This window comes from Streptomyces sp. NPDC048254 (assembly GCF_043201895.1).
In the GTDB taxonomy this organism is placed as follows: domain Bacteria; phylum Actinomycetota; class Actinomycetes; order Streptomycetales; family Streptomycetaceae; genus Streptomyces.
In genome coordinates this window covers 119,535-131,854 of sequence record NZ_JBICZJ010000023.1, presented here as the reverse complement: position 1 = coordinate 131,854, position 12,320 = coordinate 119,535, and the positions used below count along the sequence as shown (strand labels likewise).

Annotated in this window: 12 protein-coding genes; 6 read left to right on the top strand and 6 right to left on the bottom strand. The window is 71.0% G+C overall.

Annotated features, from left to right (window positions below; genetic code table 11):
* Positions 1–91 precede the first annotated feature (91 nt).
* Genes ACGFZQ_RS44030 through ACGFZQ_RS44020 form a run of 3 tightly spaced genes read left to right on the top strand, consistent with a single transcriptional unit; the run spans position 92 to position 2,612 of the window.
* Entirely contained in the window at positions 92–1,273 is a 1,182-nt protein-coding gene (locus tag ACGFZQ_RS44030; RefSeq protein ID WP_393845189.1) for a hydroxylase, read from the top strand.
* Entirely contained in the window at positions 1,270–1,842 is a 573-nt protein-coding gene (locus tag ACGFZQ_RS44025; protein WP_393845188.1) for a flavin reductase family protein, read from the top strand. The genes ACGFZQ_RS44030 and ACGFZQ_RS44025 overlap by 4 nt, the downstream gene beginning before the upstream one ends.
* 29 nt (positions 1,843–1,871) lie before the next feature.
* Positions 1,872–2,612, top strand: a complete 741-nt coding sequence (locus tag ACGFZQ_RS44020; RefSeq protein WP_393845187.1) for a hypothetical protein — start codon at positions 1,872–1,874, stop codon at positions 2,610–2,612.
* Between the two features lie 52 nt (positions 2,613–2,664).
* On the opposite strand, the gene ACGFZQ_RS44015 is transcribed toward ACGFZQ_RS44020, so the two are convergent.
* From ACGFZQ_RS44015 to ACGFZQ_RS44005, 3 genes are read right to left on the bottom strand one after another with little or no spacing between them, the layout of a single operon-like run.
* Positions 2,665–3,411 carry an SDR family NAD(P)-dependent oxidoreductase gene (locus ACGFZQ_RS44015; RefSeq protein ID WP_393845186.1) on the bottom strand — a complete coding sequence of 249 codons (747 nt, stop codon included), beginning with the start codon at positions 3,409–3,411 and terminating at the stop codon, positions 2,665–2,667.
* Between the two features lie 10 nt (positions 3,412–3,421).
* Complete coding sequence (locus tag ACGFZQ_RS44010) at positions 3,422–4,186, bottom strand: SDR family NAD(P)-dependent oxidoreductase (protein WP_393845185.1); 765 nt, start codon at positions 4,184–4,186, stop codon at positions 3,422–3,424.
* 24 nt (positions 4,187–4,210) lie between these two features.
* The gene (locus ACGFZQ_RS44005) at positions 4,211–5,335 is read right to left on the bottom strand and encodes an acyl-CoA dehydrogenase family protein (RefSeq protein ID WP_393845184.1); all 1,125 of its coding nucleotides are present in this window, start codon (positions 5,333–5,335) and stop codon (positions 4,211–4,213) included.
* A gap of 98 nt (positions 5,336–5,433) precedes the next feature.
* On the opposite strand from ACGFZQ_RS44005, the gene ACGFZQ_RS44000 reads away from it, so the two are divergent.
* Entirely contained in the window at positions 5,434–6,606 is a 1,173-nt protein-coding gene (locus ACGFZQ_RS44000) for a thiolase family protein (RefSeq protein WP_393845183.1), read from the top strand.
* A gap of 6 nt (positions 6,607–6,612) precedes the next feature.
* Positions 6,613–7,374 (top strand): enoyl-CoA hydratase-related protein, encoded by a 762-nt coding sequence (locus ACGFZQ_RS43995; RefSeq protein ID WP_393845182.1) that lies wholly within the window; start codon positions 6,613–6,615, stop codon positions 7,372–7,374.
* A 14-nt stretch (positions 7,375–7,388) separates the two neighbouring features.
* Here the strand turns inward: ACGFZQ_RS43995 and ACGFZQ_RS43990 are convergent, their stop codons facing one another.
* From ACGFZQ_RS43990 to ACGFZQ_RS43980, 3 genes are read right to left on the bottom strand one after another with little or no spacing between them, the layout of a single operon-like run.
* Positions 7,389–8,114 (bottom strand): ABC transporter ATP-binding protein, encoded by a 726-nt coding sequence (locus tag ACGFZQ_RS43990; RefSeq protein ID WP_393845181.1) that lies wholly within the window; start codon positions 8,112–8,114, stop codon positions 7,389–7,391.
* The gene (locus ACGFZQ_RS43985; protein ID WP_393845180.1) at positions 8,111–8,923 is read right to left on the bottom strand and encodes an ABC transporter ATP-binding protein; all 813 of its coding nucleotides are present in this window, start codon (positions 8,921–8,923) and stop codon (positions 8,111–8,113) included. The genes ACGFZQ_RS43990 and ACGFZQ_RS43985 overlap by 4 nt, the downstream gene beginning before the upstream one ends.
* Positions 8,920–10,854 carry an ABC transporter permease gene (locus tag ACGFZQ_RS43980; protein WP_393845179.1) on the bottom strand — a complete coding sequence of 645 codons (1,935 nt, stop codon included), beginning with the start codon at positions 10,852–10,854 and terminating at the stop codon, positions 8,920–8,922. Before ACGFZQ_RS43980 ends, ACGFZQ_RS43985 begins: the two co-directional genes overlap by 4 nt.
* Positions 10,855–11,050: 196 nt before the next feature.
* Here ACGFZQ_RS43980 and ACGFZQ_RS43975 point away from each other — a divergent pair, with 196 nt between their 5' ends.
* Positions 11,051–12,304 carry an ABC transporter substrate-binding protein gene (locus ACGFZQ_RS43975; RefSeq protein WP_393845178.1) on the top strand — a complete coding sequence of 418 codons (1,254 nt, stop codon included), beginning with the start codon at positions 11,051–11,053 and terminating at the stop codon, positions 12,302–12,304.
* The last annotated feature ends 16 nt before the right edge of the window (positions 12,305–12,320 follow it).

The following is a 12,320-nucleotide window of genomic DNA, read 5'->3' as shown; positions in this document are numbered from 1 at the left end:
CGGGTGCTGGTCCCGGCCCCCGACACTGAGGCCGTCTGGCCGCCGGGACGCGCGGCACATGCGAGGGATCAGTCACCAGGAGGTGTGCGGCGTGACGCATGAAGTGGTCGGCCGTGTCGAGGAGCTGGGCGGCGAACTGGCCGGGCTCGCCGACGAGAACGAGTCACTCGGAAAGCTGAGCGACCGGACCGTCGAACTGCTCCGTTCCGCGGGGGTCATACGGCTTCTGCAGCCCAAGGAGTTCGGCGGGTTCGGCGCCCATCCCCGGGACTTCGCGGAAGCGGTGATGGCGGTCGCCCGGCACGACGGGGCCGCCGGCTGGGTGTGCGGTGTGGTCGGGGTGCACCCGTGGGAGCTGGCCCAGATGGACCCGCGGCTCGCCCACGAGGTGTGGGACGACGATCCGGACACCTGGATCGCCTCGCCGTACATGCCCAACGGCATCGCCGACCCGGTGGACGGCGGCTACGTACTGAGCGGGCGCTGGCCGTTCTCCTCCGGCAGCGACCACTGCCGCTGGGACTTCCTCGGCGCGCTTCTCGGCGACGGCAAGGGCAAGCCCGCCGGTCCCATCACCGTGCTGCACGTCGTCCTGCCCCGCGACGACTACGAGATCATCGACGGGACCTGGAACGTCGTAGGACTGTCCGGCACCGGCAGCAAGGACGTCGTGGTCGACAAGGCGTTCATCCCCGAATACCGCACCATCAGGCAGGAAGCGGTGCAGGAGGGGACGGCCGCCGAGGCGGTCGGACTGACCGACACGCTGTACAAGCTGCCGTTCAGCTCGATGTTCCCGCTCGGCATCACGGCCGCGGTCATCGGCATCTGCGAGGGCGCCCTCGCCGTCCACCTGGCCCAGCAGAAGGACCGGGTCGCCGTGACTGGCGTTCAGGTCCGTGACGACCCGTATGTCCTCTACGCCGCCGGGGAGGCTGCAGCCGAGATCGCCGCCTCGCGGGTCCAACTGATCGACGGCATCAGCCGGTTGTACGACCAGGTCGAGGCCGGCAAGCCCATCAGCGTCGAGGACCGGGCCAACGTACGGCGCAATCAGGTCCGTTGCGCCTGGCGTGCCGTCTCCGCGCTGGACGAGATCTTCGCCCGGTCCGGCGGCAATGCGATCCGGCGGGGCAATCCGATGCAGCGGTTCTGGCGGGACGCCCACGTCGGACTCCAGCACATGATCCACGTGCCCGGCACCGCGTACCACGCCAACGCCCTGGCACAGATGGGACTTGAGCTGCCCGAGTCGATGCGCATCCTGATATGAGCGACGGTGCGACGCATTCCCGGACGGTGGACGTGGACGCGATCGACGGCCGACGCTTCCGTGACGTGCTGGGCAACTTCCCCACGAGCGTGGTCGCGATCACCACCACGGATCCCGAGGAACGGCCGCATGGCATGATCGTCGGCACCTTCACCTCCGTGTCACTCGACCCGCCTTTGGTGTCCTTCCTGGCGGACCGCTCCTCCATGACCCTGCGGACGATCAGGGCCGCGGGCCACTTCTGCGCCAACGCCCTCGCGGGCAACCAGGAACGGCTGTCACGGAAGCTGGCGACCGGTCCGGCCGCGCAGCGGTTCGAGGGCACGCCCTGGCAGGCCTCGCCCCTGGGCAATCCGGTGCTGGACGCGATCGTCGCGTGGGTGGACTGCGCGGTGGAGCAGGTCGTCGAGATCGGTGATCACCTGTTGGTCGTCGGGCGGGTCCGGGACCTGCGTGTCGAGTCGCCCCAGACCCCGCTGCTGTTCTTCCGGGGCGGCTACGGCGACTACCTGTCGAGTGCGGGCCTGCTGCTGGACAGGCTCGTGGGCTGGGACGAGATCGGTCGGTAGACACCGGCAGGCACACAAGGGAGCCGCACATGAAGCAAGACCTCTACTTCAGACTGCAACGCGTTTCGGCATGGTGCGGAGTCATCCTGTTCGTGGGATTCTTCGCCGCCTTCGCCGTGGGGCAGCTCACCCCTCCGATGAGTCCGACGGAGAGCCCCGACGACATCGTCACGTTCCTCAAGGACCACCGCACGGGGATCCTCACCTGTGTCGCCCTAATGGTCCTGCTCGTCCCGTTCGAGTACCCGTACGTCGTCGTGACGAGCATGCAGATGCGCCGGGTCGAGGGCGGCTGGGGCCTGCTCTCCATGATCCAACTCACCACGGGCGTGGTGGCCCCGCTCGGCTTCTTCTTCCCGCTCGCGATCCTCGCCGCCGCGGCCTGGCGGCCGGAGATCCACTCCGCCGACGTCCTGTCCGCGATGACCGACACCTTCTGGCTCATGTTCGTGGGCAACGCCTGTATCTTCGTGCTCCAGGTCTGGTCGATCGGGTACATGGCGTTCATCGACCACCGCCGCGCCAAGCCGGTCTTCCCGCGCTGGTACGGGTGGCTCAGCATGGTGCTGGGGGTGCTGCTCATCCCGGGCGCCTTCGTCTTCCTCAACAAGACCGGACCGCTCGCCTGGAACGGACTGCTCGCGTACCTGCTCCCCTCGATCGCGTACGTCTTCTGGAAGATCGCCACGCCGTACGTGCTGCTGAAGGCGATCACGTCCGAGGAGACGGAACTGGCCGAACGGCCGGAGGCCGAACCGGCCACCGTGTAGGACAGCTGTGGCCCCGCGACGGTCGTCGCGGGGCCACCTGCGTGTGCGGGTTCTAGACGGAGAGTGCGAACCCGCCCGTCACGCGCAGGGTCTCGCCTGTGACGAAGGCCGCCTTCGACGAGACCAGGTAGAGCAGCGCCTCGACGATGTCCTGCTCCTGCCCCTCCCGTCGCAGGATCTGCTCCCCGAGGACCCGCTCCGCCTCGGCGGGGGTCAGCTGAGCCCGTACGGTGTCGGTGAGGATGAGGCCCGGTGCGATCGCGTTGACGCGGATGCCGTCGGCGGCGAACTCCCGCGCGAATGACACCGTCAGGCCCCGTACGGCGAGTTTGGAGACGCCGTAGATGCTCCGGTTCGCGTAGGCCGCCGACGAGGAGATGTTGACGATGCTCGCGCCGGGCCGCCCTCGCATGGCCTCGTGGGCTGCGAGGGAGCAGATGATGACGCCCATGACATTGACATCGAGCACGCGACGCACGTTGGCGAGGCCCAGTTCGGTGAACGGCTTGTTGTAGGCGGCGTGCAGGCCCGCGTTGTTGACCAGGATGTCGAGTCCGCTGTGGCGTTCGGTGATCTCGCCTACGACGGCGCCGACTTGTTCTTCGTCGGCCACGTCGCAGGTGACTCCGGTCGCGCGCAGGCCCTTGGCGGCGAATTCCGCCGCTGCATCGGCCGCTGTCGCCCCGTCGATGTCGGCCAGCACGACATGTGCGCCCAAGGCTGACAGCGCCTCGCCGAACGCCTTGCCGAAGCCGCGGCCGCCGCCGGTGATCAGCGCCACTCTGCCGTGATGTTCCATCAGCACATCCTCACTTCGGGCCGAACCGCTGGCCCGCGTCGAGACGCAGGCACTGGCCGTTGAGCATCGGGTTGTCGACGACGGCGAGAGCGAGCTTGGCGTACTCCGCGGGGTGCCCCAGCCGCCTGGGGAACGCGGCGTCCTTCACCAGCGCGGCCCGCGTCTCGGCGGGGATCTTCTCGGTGGCGCCCGTCTCGAACAGGCTGGGCGCGATGGCGACGACGCGGATGCCCAGCGAGCCGAGGTCGCGGGCCATGGTCAGGCTCATCCCGGCGATCGCCGCCTTGGCGGCCGAGTAGGCGACCTGCCCGATCTGCCCCTCGAAGGCGGCGATCGAGGAGGTGTTGACGATGACTCCCCGTTCGCCGTCGGGCTCCTCGGGCTCGTTGTGGCTCATGTGCGCCGCGGCCAGCCGGCTGATGTTGAAGGTGGCCACGGCGTTCAGGTCGAGCACCCGGCGGAAGGTCTCCAGGTCGTGCGGACCCGCTTTGCCGAGGGTGCGCCGTACGCTGCCGCCGCCCGCCGTGGTGACCGATACGTGCAACCCGCCGAGCGCCTCCACGGCGGCGTCCAGCGCGCCTTCCGTCGCCTCGAAGTCGGTCACGTCGACGGGATGGAAGCTCGCGCCGAACGCGGCGGCGACCTCGGCACCGGCCGACGTCGGACGGTCGAGTACGGCGACCTCGGCGCCGCGGGCCGCGAGCAGCTCGGCGGTGGCCCGGCCCATGCCGGAGGCGCCGCCGAACACCACGGCCTTCTTGCCCTTGATCTCCATCGGGAACCTTTCGGATCGTTCGGCTCAGGTGGACGGGGGAGACCGCCGCAGGAGGGTGCACAGCCGGTCGCGGTGCACGGCGGCGTCGCCGTACAGCACGCTGTCGGCCCGGGCGCGGCGCAGCAGGAGGTGGAGGTCGTGCTCCCAGGTGAAACCGATGCCGCCGTGCAGCTGGAGCGCCCGGGCGGCGATCTCGCTGGCCCCGGCCGCGACGTACGAGGCGGCGGCGCAGGCCGCGCGGTCCGCGTCGTCGGCGCCCGCGTCGGCGGCCATCGCCGCGTAGGAGGTGGCGGCCCGGGCGCCGTGCACCAGCAGCGCCATGTCGGCGCACGCGTGCTTGACGGCCTGGAACGTGCCGATCGGCCGCCCGAACTGCACACGGGACTTGGTGTGTTCGACGGTGAGCTCCAGCATGCGCTCCATCGCCCCGAGCGCGTCGGCGCACCGCAGCACCGACGCCTCGTCGAGCAGCCGCTGGATCCCGTCGGGCCCGGCGGCCAGGCGGCGCTCGTGCGGGACGCGCACCCCCTCGAAGCGGACCTCGTAGAACGAGCGGGTCAGGTCCAGGACCTGCTGCCGGCGGACGGCGACACCGGGGGCCGTCCGGTCGACGAGGTACGACGCCGGGACCCCCTCGTGGCGTGCGGTGACGAGCAGCCAGTGGGCGCCGCCCGCGTCCTGCACCGCCGTCTTGACCCCGTCGAGGACGATCGCGTCCCCGTCGGGCCGGGCGGTGGCGTGGACGCCGTCGAGGGACCACGGGGCGTGTGGTTCGGCGAAGGCCCAGGTGGCCCAGCCCGATCCCGCGGCGAGCTCGGGCAGTACCTCGGCCCGTAGCTCGGGCGACCCCGCGGCGGAGACCGCCCTCCCGACCATCGCCGTGGGCGTGAACGGACCCCGCCCCAGCGCACGCCCCATCTCCTCGGCGACCAGGGCGAGTTCCACCATGCCCTGGCCGGCTCCGCCGTACTCCTCGGGCAGGCCCAGACCGGGCCAGCCGAGGTCGGCCGTCAGCCGCCACACCTCGGGATCGACGTCCTCGTCGCGATCCGTCCACGCCCGCACGTGCTCGATCGGGGCCCGGTCCGACAGCAGGTCGCGCGAGGCCTCGCGGAGCATGTCCTGCTCCTCGCTGAGCTCGAAGTTCACCAGAGCAAGGTATCCTCTTTTATTGACCTGGTCGAGATACTTGCGCGATCTCGCGAGACATCTGCCGGTCTGGCGCTTATTTAAGTACTCTGAATTCCATGGTTGATGCCGTTCTTCTTTCCGCGTGTCGCACCGCGATCGGAACCGCCCGCCGAGGAACCCTGCGGGACACCGACGCCTTCGAACTCGCCACGCTCGTCGTCCGCGAGGCCGCGCACCGCAGCGGGCTGCCCCCCGAGTTGATCGACGACGTGGTCCTCGGCGAATCCCTCGCAGGAGGCGGGGACATCGCCCGGTACGCGGCGATCGAGGCCGGGCTGACGCACGTCCCCGGCCTGGCGCACAATCGGCACTGCGCCTCCGGACTCGCGAGCGTGGCGACCGCCGCGGCGAGCGTGCGGGCCGGGATGGACCGGGCGGTGATCGCGGGCGGGACGCACTCATCGTCGACGGCGCCGGTGGCCCGGCGGCGCATTCCGGGCACCGACGACTGGCAGGACCCCTGGATGGCGCCGACCCATGTCCCGACGCCCGAGGCACCCAACAACGACATGGGGGTCCTCGTAGGCTGGAACACGGCCCGGCTGTCCGATCTCACCCGCCAGGAGATGGACGCCTGGGCGTTGCGGTCGCACGAGCGGGCCGTACGGGCCATCGACGAAGGCCGGTTCACCGACGAGATCCTGCCCGTCAAGGTCACCGGCCGGGACGGCGCGACCTCGGTCTTCGACACCGACGAGCATCCGCGCCGCGACACCAGCGCGGAGAAGCTGGCCGCGCTGAAGGTGCTGCGCCCCGAGATCGAGGGGTTCTCCATCACCGCGGGCAACTCCAGCGGCATCAACGACGGCGCGGCCGCGGTCGTCGTCGCCGGTTCGGACGTGGCCGCCGCGCACGGACTCACCCCCATCGCGACCCTGCGGTCCTGGGCGAGCGTGGGAGTCGACCCCATCGAGACGGGGCTCGCTCCGATCGCCGCGATCCGCAAGGCACTCGACCGCGCCGGGCTCGGCGTCCAGGACGTCGACCTGTTCGAGGTCAACGAGGCCTTCGCCGCCGTGGCCGTGGCCACCACCCGCGAGTTGGGCCTCGATCCGGAGCGGGTCAACCCGTTCGGCAGCGGGTGCAGCCTCGGCCACCCGATCGCGACCACCGGCACGCGCATGGTCGTGACCCTGGCGCACGAGCTGCGCCGCCGGGGCGGTGGGACCGCGGTCGCGGCCATGTGCGCGGGCGGCGGCATGGGCTCGGCCATGGTCCTGACGGTGTGAACGCCGGTGATCGAGGCCGGAGCCGAGGGACTGGACGGCCGTTGGGCGGACGGCGTGCTGTGGCTGACGTTCGCCCGGCCGCGGGCGCGCAACGCATTGACGATCGCGATGCGGCGCGGGCTGATCGAGGCGGTGCGGGCGGCCGACGCCGACGCGGAGACCCGGCTGGTCGTCCTCACGGGCGCCGATCCCGCGTTCTCGGCCGGCATCGACCTCAAGGAGGCGCTGGGCAACGGCACGGGCTCCCCGCGGGGTGCCCGCACCGACCCGGCAGAGGTGGTACGGGCCGCGCGCACACCGGTGCTCGGGGTGATCAACGGCCTCTGCTACACGGGGGCGTTGGAGCTGGCGCTGTCGTGCTCGTTCCTCATGGCCTCCGAGCGGGCCACTTTCGCCGACACCCACGCCGCGATCGGACTGACCGCGGGCTGGGGGATGAGCGCGCTGCTGCCGCGAGCGGTCGGCACGCGCCTCGCGCGCCGGATGATGCTGACGGGCGAGCCGATCGACGCCGAACGGGCGCTCGCGGCAGGCCTGGTGACCGAGGTCGTACCGCACGACTGTCTGCTCGACCGGGCGCGCGAGATCGCCGACCTGGTACGGGCCGCGCATCCCGGGGCCGTGGCGGAGACGCTCGGGCTGCTGGCGGCCGGGGAGGACACCAGCCTCGCCCACGCCCTCGCGCTGGAGGCGCAGGCGAAGCTACGGCGGCGTCACGACGTGGCCGATGTGGCGCGCCGGTTCTCGGAGCGCACGGACACCGCGTGACCGCTCGGACAAGCTCAGGCCGCTGTGGCCTCTCCGAGGTAGCGGCGCAGCAGTTCCGGTCCGGCCAGGTCCGCGTCGCCCGCCCACACGATCCGGCCGCGCCGCATGACAAGGCAGTGGTCGGCGAAGTCGAGCGCCCGGTTCGCGAACTGCTCGATCATGAGCACCGCCACGCCGGCGCACCGGGCCCGCCGCAGGCTCGCGAACACCACGTCGACCATCTTCGGCGCGAGGCCCAGGGACAGTTCGTCGGCGATCACGAGTCGCGGGTCGACCATCAGGGCCCGCGCGAGGGACAGCATCTGCTGCTCGCCGCCCGACAGCGTCCCCGCCGCCTGCCGCTGCCGTTCCCGCAGCACGGGAAAGATCTCGAAGGCCCTCTCGAGGGCCGCGGACCTCCCGCGCCGGTCGCGGGCGGTGGCCATCCGGAGGTTCTCCAGGACCGTCAGTGTGGGGAACACCCCGCGGCCCTCGGGGAGATGGACGATCCCGGCCCGCCGGATCGCGTCGGGAGCCTGCCCCGTGAGATCCCGGCCGTCGAGCCGGACGGTTCCGGCGACGGGCGGCACGAGCCCCGAAAGAGCCCTGGCCAGCGTGCTCTTGCCCGCTCCGTTCGGCCCCAGCACGGCGAGCGCGCTGTTCGACGGCATGTCGAAGGCCAAGTCCCGCAACGCCAGAGCGGTTCCGTAGCGGACGGTCAGATCGCGGACGGAGAGCAGGGGAGAAGCGGCGGTGGTCATGCGGAAGTCCTTTCCTCGCCGTGACCCGCGCCCAGGTACGCGGCGCGTACGGCGGGGTCCTCCCGTACCTGGGCGGGAGAGCCCTCGCTGATCTTGACGCCGAAGTCGAGGACGTGGACCACGTCGCTCATCCCCAGCACAAGCTCGACGTCGTGCTCCACCAGGAGCAGGGACACCCCGTGGTCGGCCACGACGCGCGAGAGCGTCGCCGCCAGTTCGTCGGTCTCGTGGGCGTCCAGCCCCGAGGACGGCTCGTCCAGGAGCAGCACGCCCGGGTCGACGGCGAGCGCCCGGGCGATCTCCAGCAGCCTGCTCGTGCCCAACGGCAGCCCGGAGACCGGCCGGTGCGCCTGATCGGTCAGCCGCAGTGCCGCGAGAAGCGCGTCGACCCGCCGGTCCTCGTCGACCGGCGCCCGCCGGAAGCCGCCCCCGGTGACGAGGTCGGTCCAGATCCGGTGGCGCATGTGCCGCAGCCGGTACGCCAGCACCACGTGCTCGCGGACCGTCAGCCCCGGGAACAGTTCGGGATGCTGGAAGGTGCGCGCGAGCCCCCGCCTGGCCCGTCGCTGCGCGCTGGCCCGGGTGACGTCGAGACCGTCCATCACAACCGTCCCGGCACTGGGCGCCAGCAGCCCGGAGAGTACGGCGAACAGGGTGCTCTTGCCTGCTCCGTTGGGGCCGACCAGCCCGACCACCGAGGCCGGCGGCACCGCCAGGTCGACCTCGCTGAGGGCGACGAGACCGCCGAAGCGGACGGTGACACCGCCGGCCTCGATGCGGGCAGGTGTCGTAACGGAGGCGGTGCTCATACGAGTTCTCCCTGAGGCGTCGAAGGCTCCTCGGCGGGAGCGCGCCGTCCCTGCCGCCACCGGCTCAGCTCGCGCAGCTGCCGGGCGTGCATAGCGATGATGCCCTCGGGGTTGCGGGCGAGCATGACCGCGCCGAACCCGAAGAGGATGACCGGGATCTCGGCCCAGCGCGTCGGCAGATACGTCTGGAACACACTCGGCAGCACGGCGAACGCCACACCGGCGACGAGGGCGCCGACGACCGGCCGCGCTCCCACGGTGACCAGGACCGCGAGCCAGACCAGCCCGGTGAAGGGGTTGAAGGAGTCCGGCAGTGCCGACTGGTAGGCGAGGGCCAGGAGACCGCCGCCGACCGCGGCGACGAAGGTGGCGACGGCGGAGACGAGCACCTTGACCGGCACGATGCCGAGGCCCAGCGTGCGCGAACCGGTCTCGCTCCAGCGGACCGCCGTCACGGCCAGCCCCGCCGTGGAGCGCCGCAGGTTGACGACGAACAGGCCGAGTACGGCGAACACCGCCAGGGCGAGCAGGGCGAAGGTCCGGTTGTCCAGGGCCCATTCGGGGCGGGGCATGTAGATGCCCTGCCCCGAGTTGTAGAAGCGGTCCCGCATGAAGACCAGGTTCTGCGCGAGGAGCCCGAAGGTCAGGGTCACCAGGGCGACGTACAGGTTGCCCAGCCGGATCGTCAGCAGGCCGAGCACCACCCCGATCGGGACGACGCACACCGCGCTCACCAGGACCGCCGCCAGCGGTGGCCACCCGGAGTTCGTGGTGAGGTCGGCGGCGAGCAGGGCGCCGAATCCCGCGAAGGTGATCTGACACAGCCAGATCATGCCGCCCTCACCGGTGACGAGCGTGCAGGACAGCAGCGTGGTGGCCAGGGCGATGCCGGTTGCCGTCTGCCCGGTCCAGAAGTCGTCGAGGATCAGGGGCAGGCAGGCGACGACGGCGAGTACCGCGAGGGGAGCGAGGTACCCCGACCGGGTCATGGCGGCGGGGGCACCCGCGTTCTCCGCGCGAACCGCGCGGTCCAGCACCCCGCCGGCGGGCGCGTCGCCGGCCCGGCCGCGCACCGCGTGGGCGAGCAGGAAGACGAGCATGAACAGGAACGGCACGCTGGGCACGATCTGCGCGGCCAGCGCACTCTGCGGATCGAGATAGCGCTGGATCACGCTGGTGACGATGCCCATGGCGAGAGCGACCGCGACGGCCGTCGGCAGGCTGCGCAGCCGGGCCGCGACCACGGCCGCGAAGGCGGCCGCCATCAGGAAGGTCATCCCGTCCACCGACAGTCCGGCGGTGGGCGCCACAAGCACCCCGGCCAGACCTGCCAGCAGCGCGCTGAACGCCCACACCCCGACCGACACCCGCGCGGGGCTGACCCCCGACATCGCGGTGAGCGCCTCGGAGTCGACCAGCGCGCGGACCTTGAGGCCGAGGTCGGTGTACCGCAGCAGGACGGTGCCGACGATCAGGACCACGGCAAGGCCCGCGTACGTGATCAGCTGGTTCATGTCGACCACCGCCCCGAACGGTCGGTAGACGGCGACCGGTTGAGGTGCCAGGCCCGGAGCGGTGACGTTCACCAGCTGCCCGAGCACGAGGTTGACCAAGGGTGGCAGCGCGACCGACAGGCCTATCGTGGCGACGATCTTCACCAGGGGCGAGCGCAGCCGCAGATGCCGGAAGAGCACCGCGTACAGGAGCACGCCCAGCGCGGGGCCGAACAACCCGATCGCGACGAACGCGGCGAGCGGCAGCGGCCAGCCCTGCTCGATGTACAGGAAGTAGTAGAAGCGGGCCACGGCGAACGCCATGGCCCCGAACGCGAAGTTGAACACGCCCGACGACACATGGGTGACGACCAGTGAGGCCGCGGCGATGGCGTAGACGGCCCCGAGAGCGAGGCCGGCGACAACGTAGGAGAGCAACGACGGCCTCCTGGAAGGTCGTGCTCGGGAGAACAGCGGGTACGGATTAAAGTGCGCTCATAAGGACTTCACGTCAACCCTCAGGGGGCATTTCGCCGCGCTAGCCGGTGACAAAGGATACTTAATATGCTCCACTGTGCCTCGCGTACCACCTGTCGGAACCGTCGTTCGACGGGCCGGGGACGGAGGAGAGCACATGAGAAGAGTCGGTGCCATCGCAACCTGGACCAGCGCCGCGGCACTGCTGCTCGCCGCTTGCGGCAGCGGCGGCTCCGCCGGCGCGAGCAGCACGAGCGGACCGGTGAAGGTCGGCGTGCTGACCTCGCTGAGCGGCGCGGCCGCCGCGCACTACGCCGACACCGAGAGCGGGGTGAAGGCCCGCCTCGCGGCCTACAAGGCGGCGGGCGGAAAGTGCGCCTCGCGCGGCTTCGACGTGGTCATGGGCGACGACCAGTCCACCCCGCAGGGAGCACTCACCGCGGCTCAGCGCCTGGTGCAGCAGAAGCAGGTTTACGCCGTACTGCCGGTGAGCACGTACTTCTACGGCGCCGGGCAGTACGCCGGCACCCAGGCCGGCGGCACACCCTTCCTCGGGGGCGCCTTCGACGGCGGCGAGCAGTGGTTCGACCCGAAGTACGACAACCTCTTCCCGGCGATGTCCGGTACCGACTACGACCGCGCCGCGACCACGCTCGGCGCGTACTGGAAGAAGCTCGGCGGCACCAAGGTCGCGGTCGTCGCCTACAACACCCCGAGCTCCGCCAAGGCGGCCGAGGGAGCCGCGGTGTCGGCCGAACACGCCGGACTGGACCGGGGCTACGTCAACGAGCGCATCCCCTTCGGCAGCAGTGACGTCGGCCCGATCGTCCTGGGCATCAAGAAGTCCGGCGCTGACGTGCTGTACGCCCCGGTGATCCCCGAGACCGGCTTCGCGCTCGCGACCGGCCTGCGCCGGGCCGGGGTGAAGATGAAGTCGATCCTGCTGGCCACCGGCTACGGGGCCGACCTCCTGAAGTCGCCGCCGACGCTGAAGGTCGCCCAGGGGGTGGGCTTCATGACGTCGTACGCACCGGTGGAGAAGAACACCGAGGCGACCCGCACCTGGTCCGAGGCGCTCAAGAAGTACGCCAAGTCGGCCTCCGGCATCCCCTCGTTCTCCCAGGCGGTCGGCTGGATCAGCGCGGACCTGCTGCTGCACGGGCTGGAGAAGGCGGGCTGCAGCGCGAGCCAGAACGAGCTGATGGCCGCACTGCGCGCCGACAAGAGCTGGACCGCCGGGGGGTTGTTCCCGCAGCCGGCCGACTTCAGGAACAAGGGATCCTACTCGGTAGGCGGCCCGGGCGACTGCACCTTCATCTCCCTTCTGAAGGGCGAGAAGTTCGTGCCGGATCCGGCGGGGGCACCGGCCTGTGGGGAGCAGATATCCGGTGTGAAGGTCACCGTCAAGTAGGGGACGGGCGGCACGC